Annotated in this window: 11 protein-coding genes and 1 pseudogene; 8 read left to right on the forward strand and 4 right to left on the reverse strand. The window is 66.2% G+C overall.

From position 1 onward, the window contains the following. Positions 1 to 3: 3 nt before the first annotated feature. Positions 4 to 1,647 (reverse strand): alpha-amylase family glycosyl hydrolase, encoded by a 1,644-nt coding sequence (locus tag RT123_RS03465; protein WP_313007876.1) that lies wholly within the window; start codon positions 1,645 to 1,647, stop codon positions 4 to 6. Next, the gene (locus RT123_RS03470) at positions 1,644 to 3,461 is read right to left on the reverse strand and encodes an alpha-amylase family glycosyl hydrolase (RefSeq protein WP_313007877.1); all 1,818 of its coding nucleotides are present in this window, start codon (positions 3,459 to 3,461) and stop codon (positions 1,644 to 1,646) included. Before RT123_RS03470 ends, RT123_RS03465 begins: the two co-directional genes overlap by 4 nt. Positions 3,462 to 3,750: 289 nt before the next feature. Between RT123_RS03470 and RT123_RS03475 the strand changes: the two genes are divergently transcribed. Beyond that, on the forward strand, positions 3,751 to 6,555 hold the full coding sequence (locus tag RT123_RS03475) for a TonB-dependent receptor (RefSeq protein WP_313007879.1): 2,805 nt from the start codon (positions 3,751 to 3,753) through the stop codon (positions 6,553 to 6,555). 199 nt (positions 6,556 to 6,754) lie between these two features. Then, positions 6,755 to 8,029, forward strand: a complete 1,275-nt coding sequence (locus tag RT123_RS03480; protein WP_292077279.1) for a sugar MFS transporter — start codon at positions 6,755 to 6,757, stop codon at positions 8,027 to 8,029. Between the two features lie 69 nt (positions 8,030 to 8,098). Here RT123_RS03480 and RT123_RS03485 read toward each other — a convergent pair whose 3' ends face one another. Further along, a complete protein-coding gene (locus RT123_RS03485; RefSeq protein WP_240893620.1) occupies positions 8,099 to 8,704 on the reverse strand; it encodes a TetR/AcrR family transcriptional regulator in 606 nt (201 codons plus the stop codon). A 132-nt stretch (positions 8,705 to 8,836) separates the two neighbouring features. Between RT123_RS03485 and RT123_RS03490 the strand changes: the two genes are divergently transcribed. The 3 genes from RT123_RS03490 to RT123_RS03500 are packed head-to-tail and all read left to right on the forward strand — an operon-like array spanning position 8,837 to position 14,754. After that, positions 8,837 to 10,039 carry an efflux RND transporter periplasmic adaptor subunit gene (locus RT123_RS03490; RefSeq protein WP_039244573.1) on the forward strand — a complete coding sequence of 401 codons (1,203 nt, stop codon included), beginning with the start codon at positions 8,837 to 8,839 and terminating at the stop codon, positions 10,037 to 10,039. A 3-nt stretch (positions 10,040 to 10,042) separates the two neighbouring features. Beyond that, on the forward strand, positions 10,043 to 13,321 hold the full coding sequence (locus RT123_RS03495; protein ID WP_313007883.1) for a multidrug efflux RND transporter permease subunit: 3,279 nt from the start codon (positions 10,043 to 10,045) through the stop codon (positions 13,319 to 13,321). Further along, a complete protein-coding gene (locus RT123_RS03500; RefSeq protein WP_313007884.1) occupies positions 13,321 to 14,754 on the forward strand; it encodes a TolC family protein in 1,434 nt (477 codons plus the stop codon). Before RT123_RS03495 ends, RT123_RS03500 begins: the two co-directional genes overlap by 1 nt. Before the next feature lie 79 nt (positions 14,755 to 14,833). On the opposite strand, the gene RT123_RS03505 is transcribed toward RT123_RS03500, so the two are convergent. After that, positions 14,834 to 16,921, reverse strand: coding sequence for a catalase (locus RT123_RS03505; protein WP_313007885.1), 2,088 nt, complete (start codon positions 16,919 to 16,921; stop codon positions 14,834 to 14,836). Between the two features lie 182 nt (positions 16,922 to 17,103). Between RT123_RS03505 and murC the strand changes: the two genes are divergently transcribed. The 3 genes and pseudogenes from murC to RT123_RS03520 form a co-directional block, all read left to right on the forward strand. Continuing rightward, positions 17,104 to 18,516, forward strand: a complete 1,413-nt coding sequence (gene murC, locus RT123_RS03510) for a UDP-N-acetylmuramate--L-alanine ligase (protein WP_066552330.1) — start codon at positions 17,104 to 17,106, stop codon at positions 18,514 to 18,516. Then, on the forward strand, positions 18,513 to 19,415 hold the full coding sequence (murB, locus tag RT123_RS03515) for a UDP-N-acetylmuramate dehydrogenase (protein ID WP_313007887.1): 903 nt from the start codon (positions 18,513 to 18,515) through the stop codon (positions 19,413 to 19,415). The genes murC and murB overlap by 4 nt, the downstream gene beginning before the upstream one ends. Positions 19,416 to 19,494: 79 nt before the next feature. Next, a pseudogene (locus RT123_RS03520) lies at positions 19,495 to 19,659 on the forward strand (D-alanine--D-alanine ligase); the annotation flags it as partial.

Here is a 19,659-nt window from a genome sequence, read left to right on the forward strand (position 1 = left end):
CCGTCATCCGGCGTCGGCGAAGATCAGGCCGGCCAGCGGCCTCAGCGTCGATCCGTCCGTCTCGGTCCAGTTGACCGCCGCGATCCGGCGCGCGCCGGCAGGCGCAGACCAGTCCACGGCCTCGAAGCCCAGGTTGAACACGCACAGCAGACGCTCGCCGCCCTCGGCCCGTTCGAACCGGCGGAAGACCACCAGGTCGCCCGCGCTCTCGATCTCCAGCCCGCCGGTCCGCAGCGCCGGATGGGCCTGACGCAGGGCGATGATGCGGCGCGCGGCGTGCAGGATCGAGGTCGGGTCCGCCTCCTGCGCATCCACGGCCAGCGACAGATGGCGCGGATCGACCGGCAGCCAGGGCTCGACTGTCGAGAAGCCGGCGTTGGGCGCCGAGGCCACCCAGGGGATTGGCGTGCGGGCGCCGTCGCGGCCCAGTGTCTCGGGCCAGTTGGCGATGGCCTCGGGATCGACCAGCCGCTCGAACGGCACCTCGGCCTGAGGCAGGCCCAACTCTTCGCCCTGATAGACGAAGACATTGCCGCGCAGGCACATCAGCAACAGCAGGGCCATTTCTGAGAAGGCCTTCTCGTCCCGGCCCTGGGCCCAACGCGACACGGCGCGCGGCGCATCGTGGTTGGAGAAGGTCCAGGACGGCCAGCCCTCGCCCTGGTGATCCGGCCACATTCCATCGCCCACGCCGATCAGTTCGCTCTTCAGCGTATCGGCATAGAGATAGAGGAAGCCGTAGGCCGAGTGCAGACGGTCGTTCCCGGCGGTGAACTCCTTCATCTCGCGGTCGGCGTGATCGCCGCCGACCTCCGCCACCGTGAACCGGCCTTCATAGCTGTCGGTCAGGGCGCGGATGCGGTTCAAGAAGCCGATGATGTCCGGGTGGGACTGGTTGTAAATCTTGTCCTGGAAGTCGAACGGCCGCGTGCGCTTCTTGCCGTCCTGGATCGGCGGATTGTCGCGCAGGGACGGATCGTGGATGGCGAAGTTAATCGCATCCAGGCGGAAGCCGTCCACTCCCCGATCCAGCCAGAACCGCGCCGCTGCGATCAGCGCGTCCTGAACCGCCGGGTTCCTGACGTTCAGCTGAGGCTGGGAGGCCAGGAAATTATGCATGTAGTACTGGCCGCGCCGCGCGTCCCAGGTCCAGGCCGGGCCGCCGAACACCGACTGCCAATTCGACGGCGGCGAGCCGTCCGGCTTGGCGTCGGCCCAGACATACCAGTCGGCGTGGTCGCCGTTGCGGCTGGCGCGGCTGTCGGTGAACCAGGGATGTTCGTCCGAGGTATGTGAGAAGACCTGATCGATGACGACCTTTAGCCCTAGGGCATGGGCGCGCGCGATCAGGGCGTCGAAGTCGGCCAAGGTGCCGAAGATCGGATCGACGTCGCAGTAGTCCGACACGTCGTAGCCGAAGTCCTTCATCGGCGACGTGAAGAAGGGCGACAGCCAGATGCCGTCGACGCCTAGAGAGGCGACGTGGTCGAGGTGCTGGGTGATCCCCTTCAGATCGCCGACGCCGTCGTCATTGGAGTCGGCAAAGCTGCGCGGATAGATCTGATACAGCACCGCGCCGCGCCACCAATCGTGAGCCAATGCGGGGGCGGCGTCAGCCGTGGAAAGATCGAGGGGCAGGGCAGTCACGGCACGCTCTTGCAAACGAGGTAATCGAGGGGGGGCACGCGAACGGCGACGCTGGCGGGTGCGGAGGATTCGGGTGCGCAATCGCCGCGCAGAGCTTGCCACCGCAGCGAGCCGGGCTCCACCTCGGCTTGAGCAGCGGCGGGCGCAGTGGAGGTGTTGAACAGGGCCAAGACCTCCGATCCGTCCTCGCCGATGCGAGACATTGCGAACAGACCAGGCTTGTCGCCATAGGCGCGCACGACTTGACGGCCGCGTCGCAGGGCCGGCTCTGCGGCGCGGATGCGGGTCATCTCTGCGATCGCCTGGTATAGAGGGGCGTCCGTGGAATAGGCCGGCTGGCGACCGCCGACGGGCGTCTCGTTCGCATAGACCGGCGTGCGGCTGGGCCACATGTCCTGGCGCGAGTTTCCGTATCCGCCCGCGCCGGCGAAGCCCTGTTCATCCCCGTAATAGAGCGTGGGCACGCCCCGGCTGAACATCATCAGGGCATGGGCCAGTTTGATGCGCGCCAGCACCTCGGCGTCGTCGGCGTTCGGATTGGCCTGTTTCACGAAGAAGCCGACCCGGCCCATGTCATGGTTGCCCAGGAAGGTCGGCAGGATGGCGGCGGTCTCGGCGCCCTTGTCATAGATCGTGTCGGCGTCGAACAGCTTGGCCAGGGCGTCGGTCCCGACCTTGCCAGACGCCACATCGGTCGCCTGCTTCTGGAACGGGAAGTCCAGCACCGCCGGATAGCCGTCGACCCGCGTGAACCGCGCCGTCACCGCCGGATCAGGATCATAGACCTCGCCGAAGATGTGGAAGTTCGGGATGCCCTTGGCCTCGGCGCGGGCGATCATGGCGGGGATGAAGGCCTGCCAGAAGCCCGGGTTCACATGACGGGCGGTGTCTATGCGGAAGCCGTCGATCCCGTATTTGTCGATCCAGCCGCCGAAGATGTCGATCATGCCCTGGATGACCACCGGGTCCTCGGTCAGCAGGTCGTCCAGCCCGGCGAAGTCCCCGTCCAGGCTGCTTTCGCCGGTGAAGGTGCTTTCGCCCCGGTTATGATAGTGGGTCGGGTCGTTCAGCCAGGCCGGAACCTTGGCGTTCTCCTCGCCCGCCGGGACATAGGGGGTGTAGGCGTAGTCGGGCTGGGTCAGGCGCGAGAAGTCGCGACCGTCAAAGCCCTCATTGATCGGCGCGCCATCGACGCCGCCGCGACGGGTGTAGGGATAGTCAGCGCGACTGCGATAGGCGCAGCGACCCTCCGGGCATTCGCGATACTGGATGACGTCGGCGGTGTGGTTGGCGACGATGTCCAGATAGACCTTCATGCCGCGCGCATGGGCTGCCTCGACCAGGGCGCGCATCGCAGCCTCGTCGCCGAAGTGCGGATCGACGGTGGTGAAGTCGGTGATCCAGTAACCGTGGTGCGCCGCGCCGGTGTAGCCGCCATGGCTCTGCACCGGCTTGTTCTTGAACACGGGCGCCAGCCAGACCGCCGTCGCGCCCAGCCCCTGGATGTAGTCCAGCTGTTGGGTCACCCCCGCCAGGTCGCCGCCATGGTAAAAATCGGTATCGGCCGGATCGAACCCGCTTTTCAGCCGGTCGGCAGCATAACCGCCGTGGTCGTTCGTGGCATCGCCATTGGCGAAGCGATCCGGCAGCAGGAAGTAGATCACCTCGTCCTGAGGCAGGCGTTGACGCAGGGCTGACAGGGCGTCTTCGGCCTGGCGCGTTTCCGCCGCAGTCGGCGTTGCAAAGCCGCTCAGCAGAGCCGCCGCCGCTATCGCCGCGTGCAGTCCGGCCCTTCTGGGGGTTCCCCTCGCCATGACGCTCACTCCCTTGCGTCTGGAAAGTGCAAAGCCTTCCAGATCGATTTGCAAGATTTTGCAGCAATGTGCGGGGCTGTCAACGCGTCGCTGAAATGCTGCAATGCGTCAGGGAAATCGCGCGAAACCGCGAGTTCGCGTGTACCGACTGCGTCCGAAACGGCTTGAAGTGCGACGGAAATCAAACCTCCGCATTAACTGCTTGCAACATTCCCAAAGATTTGCATATTTTTGCGACGGCTTCAGATCGCGACGTTCAGAATCGCGGTCAGCCCCAGGGAGGATGACCATGTTCCAACGTCTCAACCGGCGCGCGCGCCTGCTATCCGGTGTCGCCTTCGGCGCAGCCGCCCTGATGGCGGTCGGCTCGGCGCACGCACAAACCGCGCCCGCCACGACGGCGCAGGCCGACGACCAAGCCACCGAAGTCGGTGAAATCGTCGTCACCGGCATCCGCCGTTCGATCGAAGCCGCGATCAACGCCAAGGCCAACAACACCTCGATCGTCGAAGTCATCTCGGCCGAAGACATCGGCAAGCTGCCCGACGTCTCGATCGCCGAATCCCTGGCGCGCCTGCCGGGCGTGACGATGCAGCGCCTCGACGGCCGCAGTCAGGCGATCTCCATCCGTGGCTTGGGCCCCGACTTCACCACCGCCCTGCTGAATGGGCGCGAACTGGTCACCACCGGCGACAACCGCGGCGTTGAGTTCGACCAGTTCCCCGCCGAACTGCTGAACAGCGTCGTCGTCTACAAAACCCCGGACGCGGCTCTGATTGGTCAAGGTCTGGGCGGCACCGTCGACCTGCGCACCGTTCGCCCGCTGGCCTACGGCCGCCAAGCCATCGCCATGAACTACCGCCACGAGTGGAACGAGATCGGCGCCCTGAACTCGGGCACGACCGACAACGGCGACCGCTACACCATCTCCTACATCGACCAGTTCCTTGACGGTACGCTAGGCGTGGCCTTGGGCTACGCCCACATGAGCTCGCCCTATCAGTCGGAGCGCTTCAACGCCTGGGGCTATCCCAACTACACGGACGGCAATCTGCTGACTGGCGGCGTGAAGCCGTATGTGATGTCGTCGGAGCTGGAGCGCGACGGCTATATGGGCGTGCTGGAATGGCGCCCGAACGATCGCATCCACTCCACGATCGACGCCTTCTATTCCGAGTTCAAGAACACCCAGGTTCTGCGCGGCATCGAGTTCCCGCTGGCTTGGGGTGGTTCCTCTGGTGATTGCACCGTGAACGTCCCGTCGGCGGTCTGCCGTCCGGCACCGTCGCTGCGTCCCGGCTACACTGTCGAAGACGGCCTCATCGTCGCCGGCACCTGGGACAACATCAAGGGCGTGGTCCGCAACGACCTGAACAAGCGCGACAGCAACATCACCGCCTTGGGCTGGAACACCGAGTTCACGCTCAGCGACGACTGGTCGGCGAACCTGGACCTCAGCTATTCGAAGGTCGAGCGTAACGACATCATTCTGGAAACCAACGCCGGGACCGGCCGCAACATCAACGGCGCGCTGGACACTCTGGGCTTTGAGCTGACCGATGATGGCGTGACCCGCTTCACCAGCCGTCTGAACTACGCCGATCCGAACCTGATCCGCATCACCAGCCCGCAAGGCTGGGGCGGAGACGTCATTCCGGGCGGTCAGGCCGGCTATATGAACACGCCCTCCATCGAGGACGAGATCAAGGCGGCTCGCTTCTCCGTGACGCGCCAACTGCACCAGAGCCCGTTCAAGTCGATCGACTTCGGCGCCAACTATACCGAGCGTCAGAAAAGCTTCGTCAACGATCAGTTCTATCTCGGCGTCCCCGGCGGCGGCGATTTGACCGTGCCTTCGGCCTTCCTGCTGGACCCGACCGACCTCGGCTATCTCGGCATCAGCGCCGTGCTGAGCTACGACGCTCTCGGCCTGGTCAACAGCGGCGCCTTGAACCGCGTCCGCAACCCGAACGCCGACGTCACCGCCGGCAACTGGGAAGTCACCGAAAAGGTCTCGACCGCCTACGTCCGCGCCAACATCGATCACAACCTGTTCGGCCGAGCCCTGACCGGCAACGTCGGCATGCAGTTCGTCTATACCGACCAAAGCTCCAGCGGCTTCTCGGCGCGGCAGGTCGGACCGGGCGTCTCCGAGACCATCGCGGTGACGGGCGGCGACGAATATCTGGAGATTTTGCCTAGCGCGAACTTCATCCTGGAAACCGGCGAGGACATGTTCGCGCGTCTGGCGGTTTCGCGCACCTTGGCCCGTCCGCGCATGGACGATATGCGCGCCTCGCGAAACTACAGCTATAACCCCAGCTTGGCCCAATCGACCGACATCAACCGTTCCCCCTGGGGCGGCGGCGGCGGCAACCCGGAACTGCGGCCGTACATCGCGGACGTGATCGACGTGTCGTTCGAGAAGTATTTCGCCAACCGCAAGGGCTACATCTCGCTGGCGGCTTTCTACAAGAACCTGGAAAGCTACGTCTTTAATCGCAATCAGATCTTCGACTTCACCGGCTATCCGATCGGCGTGATTTCGCCGACAAACCCCGAGCCGGCCTTGCGCCAAGGCCTGGTTGGCGCGCCTGACAACGGCGAAGGCGGCTGGATCAAGGGCCTCGAACTGTCGATCTCGGCGCCGTTCGACATCTTCCATCCTGCCCTGGAAGGTTTCGGCGCCCAGTTCAGCGCTTCGACCACGGACAGCGAAGTCCAGCCCGATCCGACCCAGGCCCCGACCGCTCTCCCGGGTCTGTCGGAAAACGTGATCAACGGCTCGCTCTACTACGAGCGCTATGGCTTCCAGTCGCGGATTTCGGCCCGCTATCGCTCGGATTACCTGGGCGAGGTCGCCGGCTTCGGCAACGGCCGCACCCTGCGTTCGGTGGCGGCTGAAACGGTCGTCGACGCCCAGGTCGGCTATGAGTTCCAGTCCGGTCCGCTGGAAGGCCTGTCGGTTCTGGCTCAGGTCAACAACCTGACCGACGAGCCGTTCAAGACCTTCGAAAACGGCGATGAGCGCCGGACCATCGACTATCAGCACTACGGCCGCACCTTCGCGGTCGGGCTGAACTATAAGTTCTGATTTCCCCTCTCTTCTGAGCAAACTTGGGCCGCCGCGTTCGCGAGGCGGCCCTTTTCTTTGCCTGCGACCCTGCTCGGCGGAAAAGTTTCGTTACAGAGCACTCTTTTCGGCTGGACGCGCCTTTCGCGATGGCCGAACCAAGCAGAATGAGAACCGCGCGACCACAGCGCGGCCGTTCGATTTCACTGGGGGATCATTCATGACCGTTCCGGACGCCGGAAAACGCCAGGGTGCAGGCCTGGCCTTCGCCTATGTCACCACGCTGTTCTTCGCCTGGGGCTTTGCGACCTCGCTGATCGATCCGCTGATCGCGGCGGTTAAGCGGGTGTTCGACCTGAACAACGCCGAGGCCTTCCTGACCACCTTCGCCTGGTTCATCGCCTACGGGCTGATGTCGCTGCCGGCGGCCTCGGTGCTCAGCAAGCTGGGTTACAGCCGCTCGATCATCGGCGCCCTGATCGTCATGGTCGCGGGCTGCCTGATCGTGCCGGCCGCCACCGCCGCCGACTGGTATCCCGGCGTCCTGATCGCCCTGTTCGTCATCGCCTCGGGCGTGACCCTGCTGCAGGTCGCGGCCAATCCGCTGGTCGCCGAACTCGGCAGCCCCAAGGGCGCCTCCAGCCGTCTGAACCTGTCGCAGGCCTTCAACTCGCTGGGCACGACGGTCGGTCCGTGGCTGGGATCGCACGTCCTGCTGACGGGCGGCGTCTTCGCCGCCGGCGCGGTCGTCACCGCCGCGACCCGCACCCAGTCGCTGCGCAGCATCGACATGGCCTTCCTCGGCATGGGCGCCTTCTTCGCCTTGATCGCCGTCTTCATCTTCACCGCGCGCAAGAAGATCAATGCAGCGGCGCCTGAGTTCCACAACGCGGTCTCGCCGCTGAAGGCGCTGTCGTCGCCGTGGGCCGTGTTCGGCGCCTTGGCCATCTTCCTCTACGTCGGTTCCGAAGTCGCCATCGGCGGCATGTTGACCAACTTCCTGGAAAGCCCCGACATCCTGAACGCCCCTATCGAGACGGCGGGCAAGATGGTCGCCCTGTACTGGGGCGGCGCCATGGTCGGCCGCTTCATCGGCTCGCTCGTGCTGACCAAGGTTCGCCCCGGCATCGTCCTGGCCTTCTGCACGGTCGCGGCGGCCGTCCTGTGCCTGACCGTCAGCCAGATCGGCGGCCCAACGGCGGCCTATGCCGTCCTTTCGATCGGCCTGTTCAACTCGATCATGTTCCCGACCATCTTCACCCTGACGCTGGAGCGCTCGACCGCGCCGACGTCGGCGACGTCGGGCCTGCTTGTGTTCGGCATCATCGGCGGCGCCCTGCTGCCCCAGGTCGCGGCGCATATCGCCGATGCGGCCGGCAAGCTTCAGCCCGCCTTCATCGTGCCGATGCTGGGCTACGTCGGCCTGACCATCTTCGCCATCGGCTGCATCCGCACCAAGGCGCGGACCGAAGTGACCTCGACCGCCTCGCACTGAGCCGGTCGCCAGACAAGACAAAGGGCGCGGAGGCTGGCCTCCGCGCCCTTTTTCATTTCTGCGATGGGATCAGCCGTCGATCAGGGACTGAAGAATGGGCGCCAGTCGGTCGCGCATTTCCTCACATTGGGCGGGTTCGATGTTGAAGCTGCCGCCGCCCAGCTCACGACTGACCGACATGCCCATGATGAAGCCGGCCAGGAGCCGCGCGCGGACGGTGGCGTCCGGCCCGCTCAGCCATTCCTCCAGCGGACCGAAGAAGCGCTGAGTGCAGGTGTTCTGAACCATCTCCGACGCCTTTGCCGAGCCGATGGAGCGCAGCATGATCGACATGCCCTTCAGCTTTTCGGCCTTCTTGGGTTCGAAGACGATCTCGTGCGCCACGCGCCGGCCGAAGTCGGCCTTTTCGCCCTGCATCAGGGCGCTGCCGTCGCCGCAGCTGTCCAGCGCGGCCAGGAACAGGTCGTCCTTGGAGCCGAAGTAGCGGCTGATCAGGGCCGCATCGACGCCGACATCGCGGGCGATGTCGCGCATGCCCACGTCGTCATAGCTCTCGGCCGCGAATCTCTCGCGCGCAGCATCGAGAATGGCCGTGCGTGTGGCGGCGGCGTTTCTCGGGCGTGGGCCGGGACATAACAAGGTGATGACACTCCACAGACAATAACCGTAGATCACATATGGCTTTGTCAACGCCTGTTGACAAGCGCCACGGCTCTGACCATTAAGTCACCACGCGTTGACAAGGCCGACTCCCCATCGGCCTCTGTCCGCACGACAGGGATTTACCTCCGACAGGGAGATGCGCAGATGCGCGGGCTGAAGATTGCGGCGGTATCCGTCATGGTGACGGGTGCGCTTTATGGTTGTTCCCCAAAGGCAGAGGCGCCGGCGCAAGGCGCGCCGCCCGTGACGGTGGCTGTGCCGCTGAAGCAGCAGGTGCGGGACTGGGACGAGTTCACCGGTCGCTTCGAAGCGGTCGAGAGCGTGGATGTGCGCGCCCGTGTCGGCGGCTATATCCAGGCGGTTCACTTCCGCGACGGTCAGATGGTTCAAAAGGGCCAGCTGCTGTTCACCCTGGATCCGCGCCCGGCCCAGGCCGCCCTGGCCCAGGCTCAGGCCCAGGTGGCCCAGGCCCAGTCGCAACTGTCGCTGGCCCGCGCCAACCTGGCCCGCAGCGAGGCCCTGCTGGCCTCGCAGGCGGTGTCCAAGGCCGAGTATGATTCCAACAAGGCGGCCGTCGATGCGGCCCAGGCCAATCTGGCGGCCGGCAACGCCGCCGTCCGCAATGCGCGTCTGAACCTGGAGTACACCCGCGTCACCGCCCCGACCTCGGGTCGCGTGTCCGACCGTCGCGTCGATCCGGGCAATGTCATCGCAGGCGGTTCGTCGGCCGGCGACATCCTGACCACCATCATCTCGGGCGGCCCGATCCACTTCGTCTTCGACGGCTCGGAAGCGGTCCTGCTGAAATACCTGCGTCAGGGCGGCGCCAATCAGGGCGCGGTCGTCAACGTGCGGCTGCAGGACGAGAGCACCTACAAGCATACCGGCCGTCTCGACTTCTCGGACAACGCCGTGGACACCGCCTCGGGCGTGATCCGTCTGCGCGCCATCCTGCCCAACGCTGACGGCTTCCTGCGCCCCGGCATGTTCGGCAGCGCCCAGGTCGCGGGCGCCGGCGCCTATGACGCCCTGCTGGTGCCGGATTCGGCCATCGGCACCGATCAGGCCCGCCGCACCGTCGCCGTGGTCAACGCCGACGGCACCGTGACGAACAAGGCCGTCCAGCTCGGCCCGATCGTGCAGGGCTTGCGCGTCGTCCGTTCGGGTCTGGCCCCGACCGACCGCGTCATCATCGCGGGTCTGCAACGCGCCGCCCAGCCGGGCTCCAAGGTCACGCCCAAGAACGGCAAGATCGAACCCGTCGCCGGCGATGCGTCCCAGGCGCCCGTCACCCAGGCGGCGCCCGCGTCCAGCGCCTCCTTCGCCAACAGCCTGCCGGCCGGCTAAGCCATGAACATCTCCCGCTTCTTCATCGACCGGCCGATTTTCGCGGCCGTGATCGCGGTGGTGATCTCCATCATCGGCATCGCCGCCTATCCGCTGCTGCCGCTGTCGCAGTATCCGGAGATCGCGCCGCCGACGATCACCATCAACGCCGCCTATCCCGGCGCCTCGGCCGAGACCCTGGCCGAAACCGTCGCCGCCCCCATCGAGCAGGAGGTGAACGGCGTCGAGAACATGCTCTACATCTCCTCCTCGTCCACATCGGACGGGGCGGTGGCCATCACCGTGACCTTCCAGCCCGGCACGGACCTGGATTCCGCTCAGGTGCTGGTCCAGAACCGGGTGGCCTTGGCCGAGCCCCGTCTTCCCGAGGCGGTTCGCCAGACGGGCGTCGTGGTCAATAAGGCCGAGAGCGGCTTCCTGATGATCCTTGGCCTGACGTCACCCGACGGCACCCTGGATAACGACTATGTCGGCAACTACGCCAACTCCACGCTGCGGGACCGCCTGCTGCGGATCGAAGGCGTGGGCGCAGTGCAAGTGTTCGGCGGCGGCAACTATTCGATGCGCGTCTGGATCGACCCGGCCAAGGCGGCCGAGCGCGGTCTGACGGGTCCCGAGATCGTTTCCGCCCTGCGCGCCCAGAACGTCCAGGCCGCCGCCGGCTCCATCGGTCAGCCGCCGTTCCCCAACAGCGCGGCCGCCTTCCAGCTGCCGGTCCAGGTCCAGGGTCGTCTCAGCGATCCCAATGAGTTCGCCAACGTCGTCCTGAAGACGGACGCCCAGGGCCGCGTCACCTATCTGCGCGACGTGGCGCGGATCGAACTGGGCGCCCAGGATTACGGCATCCGCGGCTTCTTCGACGGCCAGCGCGGCGTCGGCATCGCCATCGTTCAACAGCCGGGCGCCAACGCCCTTGGCACCGCCGATCGCGTCCTGAAAGAGGTCGAGGCTCTGAAGTCCGAAGTGCCCGCCGGCATGAAGGTGGATGTGCCCTACAACCCGACCGAATTCGTCGCCGCCTCGGTGGAGTCGGTTCAGCACACCCTGGTCGAAGCCGTCATCCTGGTCATCATCGTGGTCATGGTCTTCCTGCAGACTTGGCGCGCGGCCATCATCCCCATCGTCGCCATTCCCGTCGCCCTGGTCGGCACCTTCGCGGTGCAGCTGGCGCTGGGCTATTCGATCAACTCCCTGTCCCTGTTCGCCCTGGTCCTTGCGGTCGGCATCGTCGTCGATGACGCCATCGTCGTGGTCGAGAACGTGGAGCGGGCCATCGGAGAGGGGCTCAGTCCCAAGGAGGCCGCCTATCGATCGATGCAGGAGGTTTCCGGCGCCCTGATCGCCATCGGCCTGGTGCTGGTGTCGGTGTTCGTGCCGACGATGTTCGTGCCCGGCATCCCCGGCATCTTCTATCGCCAGTTCGCGGTCGTCATCGCCTCGGCCTCGGTCATCTCGCTGTTCGTGTCCCTGACCCTGTCGCCGGCCATGGCCGCCCTGCTGCTGAAGCCGCACAAGAAGGATCACGAGCACGCTCGCAAGCCGGGCGTCCTGGGCACGGTGGTCTATTACGGCGGCTGGGCCGGACGGAAGTTCAACGAGGGCTTCGACTGGCTGTCGGATCGTTACGGCCGCCTGACCGCGCGTCTGGTGCGCACGGTCGGCCTGGTGCTGATCATCTATGCCGGTCTTCTGGGCCTCACCGCCTGGCGTCTGGTCGACACCCCCTCGGGCTTTATTCCCGAACAGGATCAGGGCTTCCTGATCGGCGTCATCCAACTGCCGGCCGGCGCGTCCCTGGATCGCACCCAGGCGGTGATGGAGCGCGCCACCAAGATCATCCAGGGCACGTCCGGGGTGAACGGCACCGTGGCCTTTGCCGGTCTGGACGGCTCCAGCTTCTCCTTCGGCTCCAACGCCGCCACCATCTTCGTGCGTCTGAACGGCTTCGAGGAACGCTCCAAGGAGGAGGCCGCCACGGCTCTGGCCGGCGCCATCACCCAGGCGACCGGACAGATCGAGGACGCGCAGATCTTCGTCATCGCCCCACCGGCGGTCCAGGGTCTTGGCACCGGCAACGGTTTCTCGATGATGATCCAGGACCGCGAAGGCGCCGGCTATCGTCCGCTGGAAGGCGCGACCTTCGCCATGATGGGCGCCGCCGCCCAGAAGCCGACCGAGGTCAGTCAGGTCTTCTCGACCTACAACACGGCCTCGCCGCGCATCACCGCCGACGTCGATCGTGACAAGGCGCTGATGCTGGGCGTCCAACCCAGCTCGGTGTTCGACACACTGGGCGTCTATCTGGGCTCGTCCTACGTCAACGACTTCAACATGCTGGGCCGCACCTTCCGGGTGACGGCGCAGGCGGAGCCGACGGCGCGCGACGACATCGCCGATATCGCCAATCTGAAGACCAAGTCGTCCACGGGCGCGATGGTGCCGATCGGATCGGTGGCCAATCTGGTCAACGATTCCGGCCCGGCGCGGATCGTGCGCTACAACCTGTTCCCGGCGGCCGAACTTCAGGGCAACGCCGCAGCAGGGGTCTCTTCCGGCGAGGCGCTGCAGGTCATGGAAACCATGGCCGCCCAGACCCTGCCGCAGGGCTTCTCCTACGAATGGACGGGTCTGGCCTATCAGCAGAAGGCGGCGGGTTCCGGCGCGACGGTCATCTTCCTGATGGCGGTGGTGTTCGTCTTCCTGGTGCTGGCGGCTCAGTACGAAGCGTTCACGCTTCCGCTGGCGGTCATTCTGATCGTGCCAATGTGCCTGCTGGCGGCCATCATCGGGGTGAACCTGCGTGGCCTGGACAACAACATTCTAGTCCAGATCGGTCTGGTCGTTCTGATCGCCCTGGCGGCCAAGAACGCCATCCTGATCGTCGAGTTCGCCAAACAGGCCGAGGAAGAGCAAGGCATGGACCGGTTCGAGGCTGCGGTCGCCGCCGCCAAGACCCGTCTGCGTCCGATCCTGATGACCTCCTTCGCCTTCATCCTCGGCGTCGTGCCGCTGATGCTGGCCTCGGGGCCGGGCGCGGAGATGCGTCAGTCGCTGGGCACGTCCGTCTTCTCGGGCATGCTGGGCGTGACCTTCTTCGGCCTGATCTTCACCCCGGTCTTCTATGTGGTCAGCCGCTGGCTGTCCTCGAAACTGCCGCAAGGCAAGAAACCGACCCCGACGCCTGACCGTCCTTCGGACCGGCCCGTGCGTTATGACGAAACCAGCGACCTGACCGATCCGAACGCGCCTGCGCCCGCGACCGGCCGGGGAGGGGACATCTGATGACCCGCAACAAGACCCTCAGCTTCCTGACCGCCGCAGCCTCCAGCGCCCTGCTGGCCGCCTGCGCGGTCGGGCCTAAGGCGCCCGTCGCCGACCTGCCCGTCGCCGGCACGGCCGCCTTCGTCGGCTCGGCCAGCCCCACCGTCTCGACCGCTGCGGCGCGCGACGACTGGTGGCGGCTTTACGAAGACCCCACGCTGGACGCCCTGATCCAGCAGGCCTTCGCCGAAAATAACCAGCTCGAAGCCGCCTTCGCCAATCTGCGCGCGGTCCGGGCGTCGCTGTCGGAGGCCCGCGTCGGCCGTTTCCCGACCACGACGACCAGCGCCCAGGCCCAGCGCAGCCGCGCCTCGGCCGCCACGGTCCAAGGCCTGCCCGCAGGGCAAGATGCGCCCGAAATCGACACCTATGACGTCGGCATTCAGGCGGCCTATGAGGTCGATCTGTTCGGACGGGTGGAATCCACCATCCGCGCCGCCCGCGCCGACGCCCGCGCCGCCGAGGCCGCCCTGGCTACGGTCCAGGTGACGGTCGCGGCCGAAACAACCCGCGCCTATGCCGACACCTGCTCGGCCAATGCGCAGATCGCGGTGGCCGAACGGACGCTGGAGCTGCAACGCAACACCGCCAACCTGACCCAGACCTTGCTCGACGGCGGGGCGGGCACAGGGCTGGATGTGGCCAGCGCCCGCGCGGCCCTGGCCCAGACGGCGGCGAACCTGCCGACCCTGCGCGCAGCCCGTAACGAGGCCCTGTTCCGCCTAGCGTCCCTGACCGGCCGCACCCCGGCCCAGGCCAGCCAGGCCGCCGCCGCCTGCGTGCGTCCGCCCCAGCTCAGCCAGCCCATCCCGGTCGGCGATGGTGCGGCGCTTCTGGCCCGCCGTCCCGATGTGCGCCAGGCCGAGGCCGAACTGGCCGCCGCCGCCGCGCGCGTGAACGTGGCGACCGCAAACCTGTTTCCGCAGATCAGCCTGGGCGGATCGTTCGGCTCCACCGCGCTGGACGCTGGCGAACTGGGCGACGACCAGAACTTCCGCTTCAGCTTCGGTCCGCTGATCAGCTGGTCCTTCCCCAACGTCTTCGTCGCCCGCGCTCAGATCAAGGCCGCCGGCGCCCGTTCGGACGCGGCGCTGGCGACCTTCGACCAGACCGTGCTGACGGCCCTGCAGGAGACGGAAACGGCCCTGTCCAACTACGCCAACGAGCTGGACCGCCGTGCGGCCCTGACCGAAGCCAGGGACCAGGCAGCCCGCGCCGCCGACCTGTCGCGCCTGCGATTCAACGCCGGCGCCGACAGCTTCCTCTTGGTGCTGGACGCCGAACGCACCCAGGCGGCGGCGGACGCCGCCCTGGCCCAGTCCGACGCCTTGGTCACCACTTACCAGATCGCCTTGTTCCGCGCCTTGGCTGGCGGCTGGCAAGCCGACAGCTGACCGCGTCGCGATGCTGAAAACGAAAGGGCCGGGCGACGTATCGCCCGGCCCTCTGTCGTTCTGATCAAGTTTACTTCGGTCAGGCCAACATGCGCACCTTGGGCTCGCGATCCCATTGGCGGGTGCGGGCTGGGGCGAGGAAGCCTTTGGCGTCCTTGGACAGGTCGATCACGCCGGCGTCCGACTCGACGCCCGCCTTGTCCAGCAGGGGCTGGGCCTCGGGGGTGTGGCCGATGGCCTTGAGGTGGCCGAAGGCGTCCTTGGCGAAATCGACCGCAGCGCCTTCTTTCAGCATCTGGGCGCAGCCGTCCTCGGACAAAACGATCGCCACGGCGTCGAAAAGGACCGACGGGCTGCCGGCCAGCTGGCCGTCTGCCGCCAGCGTCTTGCCGTCCCTCAGCTTGGCGCCGCCGATCTTGGGCGCGACGATGAAGACCGAGCCGCCGTCGCCTTCAACCTCAGCCTTGACGGCGTCGACGACCGCGCCGTCCGAACCGTCGGCGACCAGGATGGCGACCTTTCGGCCCTTCAGGGTGTCGGGATATTTGCCGACGATGCGCAGGGCAGGCGAGGCGTCCAGATCGATGGGCGCCACACCGGGGTCCGACGCCTTGGGCAGGGGCAGGTTCAGGCCGTCTGAGACCCGCTGGGCCAGGGTCTCATCGACGTTCTGCAGATTGGCCAGAACACGCTCGCGAACGTGAGCGAGCGACACCTTGGACAGTTCAAAGACGATGGCGCTAGCCAAATGGGCCTGTTCGATCTCGGTCTGGGAGCGGAAGAACAGCCGTGCCTGGCTGTAGTGATCGGCGAAGCTTTCAGCGCGCAGCCGGACCTTTTCGCCCTCGACTGGAACAGGCGCGGTGCGGAAACCGCCCTTGGGATCTTCACGCGGGCCGCCGTCCTCGCCCGCTTCGGCCAGGCTGTTGGGCTCGTAGTTGGCGCGGCCCTTGGGCACTGCCATCTGCATATGGCCGTCGCGCTGGAAGTTCTGGAAGGGGCAGCCCTTGGCCTGGTTGATCGGGATCTGGTGGAAGTTGACCGTGCCCAGGCGCGACAGCTGGGTGTCCTGATAGGAGAACAGCCGGCCCTGCAGCAGCGGGTCTTCCGAAAAATCGATGCCCGGCACGATGTTGGTCGGCAGGAAGGCGACCTGTTCGGTCTCGGCAAAGAAGTTGTCCGGGTTGCGGTCCAGCACCATTCGACCGATCACGCGGATCGGATAATCCTCTTCCGGCACCAACTTGGTGGCGTCCAGAATATCGAAGGGCAGGGCGTCGGCCTGTTCCTGGGTGAACAGTTGCACGCCGAACTCCCATTCGGGGAAGTCGCCCTGATCGATGGCTTCATACAGGTCGCGGCGGTGATAGTCGGGGTCGGCGCCGGCGATCTTGACCGCCTCGTCCCAGCAGGTGGATTGCGTACCCAGCTTTGGCCGCCAGTGGAACTTGACCAGGGTCGCCTCGCCTTCGGCGTTCAGCAGCCGGAAGGTGTTGACGCCGAAGCCTTCCATCATCCGCAGGCTGCGTGGGATCCCGCGATCCGACATGGCCCACATGACCATGTGCATGCTCTCGGGCATCAGGCCGATGAAGTCCCAGAAGGTGTCGTGAGCGCTGGCCGCCTGGGGATAGCCCTTATCAGCCTCCATCTTCACCGAATGGATCAGGTCCGGGAACTTGATCGCGTCCTGGATGAAGAAGACGGGGATGTTGTTGCCAACCAGATCCCAGTTGCCCTCGGTCGTATAGAATTTGACCGCAAAGCCGCGCACGTCGCGCGGCGTATCAACAGACCCCGCGCCGCCGGCGACGGTCGAGAAGCGGGTGAACAGTTCGGTCTTCTTGCCCACCTCGGTCAGGATCTTGGCCGTGGTGAACTCCGATAGACTGTCGGTCAGTTCGAAGAAGCCGTGGGCGGCAGAGCCGCGGGCATGAACGATCCGCTCAGGGATACGCTCGTGGTCGAAATGCTGGATCTTCTCGCGAAGGATGAAGTCTTCCAGCAGGGTCGAGCCGCGCGGGCCGGCCTTGAGCGAGTTTTGGTTATCGCTGATCGGCGTCCCGTGATTTGTGGTCAGGCGGGTCTCAGGCGTCGAGGCGGTCTGGTGCACCTCGCCGGCGTTGCCGATTGTGGGCGCGCCGGCCGGCTTTGCGTTCTTGGCCATCGTGGGAGTCCTTTGGAGCAGCGGCGCAAGCGGGAGCCGCGCGCGTTCCCGAAGACAACTCGGTGGAGGCGCAATAGTTCTGTGCGAGTTCGCGCACAGCCGCGCCCGATCGTCCTTAGAAAAGTTCGCTCCGTATGCGGCGCGCCCTTCGCAGGAGGCGAGGCGGCGTTTATGAGGCGAAAATGATCGCACGCCTTCGCCCCGTCCCGTTCGACCTCGGTCCCGTTCATTTCGTCGGCATCGGCGGCATCGGCATGAGCGGCATCGCCGAGATCATGCTGAAGATTGGCTATTCGGTGCAGGGCTCTGACGCCAAGGCCAGCGCCAATACCGAACGGCTGGAACAGCTTGGTGCCAAGATCTTCATCGGCCACGACGCCGCCCATGTGGGCGAGGGCGTCTCCGCGGTGGTCTATTCGACGGCGGTCAAGGCCGACAATCCCGAGATGAAGGCGGCCCGCGAGCGCCGCATCCCGCTGGTGCGCCGGGCCGAGATGCTGGCTGAGCTGATGCGGCTGCAGTTCTCGATCGCGGTCGGCGGAACCCACGGCAAGACGACGACGACCTCTATGGTGGCGGCCCTGCTGGATGCGGCGGGCCTGGATCCCACGGTGGTCAACGGCGGCATCATCAACGCCTATGGCACCAATGCCAAGGTCGGCGACGGCGACTGGATCGTGGTGGAGGCGGACGAGTCGGACGGCAGCTTCCTGCGCCTGAAATCGACGGTCGCCATCGTCACCAATATCGACCCCGAACATCTGGACCACTACGGCGACTTCGACGGGGTGCGGAAGGCGTTCATCGATTTCGTCGAGAACATCCCCTTCTACGGCTTCGCTGCTGTCTGCCTGGACCATCCCGAAGTGCAAAAGCTGGTCGCCGCCATCGATAACCGGCGGCTTGTGACCTACGGCGTCAATCCGCAGGCGATGGTGCGGGCCGACAATGTCGAGATGGGGCCGGACGGCTGTCGCTTCGACGTGGTCATCCAGAATGGCGAAACCCATGTGATCTCCGGCGTTCATCTGCCGATGGCCGGTTGGCACAATGTGTCGAACGCCCTGGCCGCGATCGCCGTGGCGCGCGAGCTGGATGTGTCGGACGACGCGATCCGCACCGGCCTGGCCGGGTTCGGCGGGGTCAAGCGCCGCTTCACCACCACGGGCGTCGTGGGCGGCGTTCGCATCATCGACGACTATGGCCACCACCCGGTCGAGATCGCCGCCGTGCTGAAGGCCGCCCGTCAAGTGACGGACGGACGGGTCATCGCCGTGGTTCAGCCGCACCGCTACACCCGCCTGCGCGACCTGATGGACGAGTTCTCGACCTGCTTCTCGGACGCCGACAGCGTGATCGTCGCCGACGTCTATCCTGCCGGCGAACAGCCGATCGAAGGGGTGGACAAGCACGCCCTGGCCGACGGTGTGCGCCGCTACGGCCACCGTCACGTCCAGGCCCTGGAGAACGCCGCCGTCCTGCCACGCCTGATCAAGGATGAGGCGAAATCCGGCGACGTCGTCGTGCTGCTGGGCGCTGGCGACATCACCAGCTGGGCCTATGGCCTGCCGGCGCAGTTGGAGGCTCTGGCGTGATCGCTCTGCCCGAAGTGCGCGGCAAGCTGCTGCGGAACGAGCCGCTCGCGCCCTATACCTGGTTCCGGGTAGGCGGCGCGGCCGAGGCCCTGTTCATTCCGGCGGACGCCGAGGATCTGGCGGACTTCCTGAAGGCGCTGGACCCGGCCGTGCCGGTGACGGTTCTGGGCGTCGGATCGAACGTCATCGTCCGTGACGGCGGGGTCGAGGGCGTGGTGATCCGCCTGGCGGGCCGCCCTTGGGCGCAGATCACGGCGGACGGCGATGCGGTCACGGCTGGCGCGGGCTCGCTGGACTCGATGGTCGCCAAGGCCAGCGCTAAGGCGGGGATCGCCGGGCTGGAATTCTACGCCGGCATTCCGGGCACCATCGGCGGCGCCTTGACCATGAACGCCGGCTGCTACGGCTCCGAGACCAAGGACGTGCTGGTGTCGGCCTGGGGCCTGACGCGGTCGGGCGAGCGGGTCGATTACGCTCTGGCCGACTTCCGTTACACCTATCGCCATTCCCAGGCGCCGGCCGACATCATCTGGATCGAGGCGACCTATCGCGGCACGGCCGACAAACCCGAGGCGGTGGCGGCCCGGATCTCCGAGATCACAAGCCGTCGCGAGACGACCCAGCCGATCCGCGAGAAGACGGGCGGCTCGACGTTCAAGAACCCCGAGGGCCATTCGTCGTGGAAGCTGGTGGATGAGGCCGGCTGGCGCGGCAAGCTGCACGCCGAAACCGGGGGAGGGGCCAAGTTCAGCGAACTGCACTCCAACTTCATGATCAATCCCGGCGAAGCGACTGCGGCCGATATCGAAGGCCTGGGCGAGGCGGTTCGCGCCGATGTCCTGGCCAAGACCGGCGTTCAGCTGGAGTGGGAAATCAAGCGGATCGGCCGGGCGGGATAAAAAAATCCTGCGCAAAAAGGGTCGGCGGGCGCGAATGGTTGACGGCCTGTTAAACATGTAGGCCCCAATCCAAGGCGTCATGGCCCGCGCTTTCAAAGATCTTCATGTCGCCGTCCTACTGGGCGGCCTTTCCGCAGAGCGGGAGGTGTCCCTCTCGTCGGGCGAGCAGTGCGCGCAGGCGCTGGAGCGGCAGGGCGTGCGCGTCAGCCGCGTGGACGCCGGGCGCGACCTGGCCAATGTGCTT

It is taken from the genome of Brevundimonas vesicularis (assembly GCF_032067225.1).
GTDB classification, from domain to species: Bacteria; Pseudomonadota; Alphaproteobacteria; order Caulobacterales; family Caulobacteraceae; genus Brevundimonas; species Brevundimonas vesicularis_F.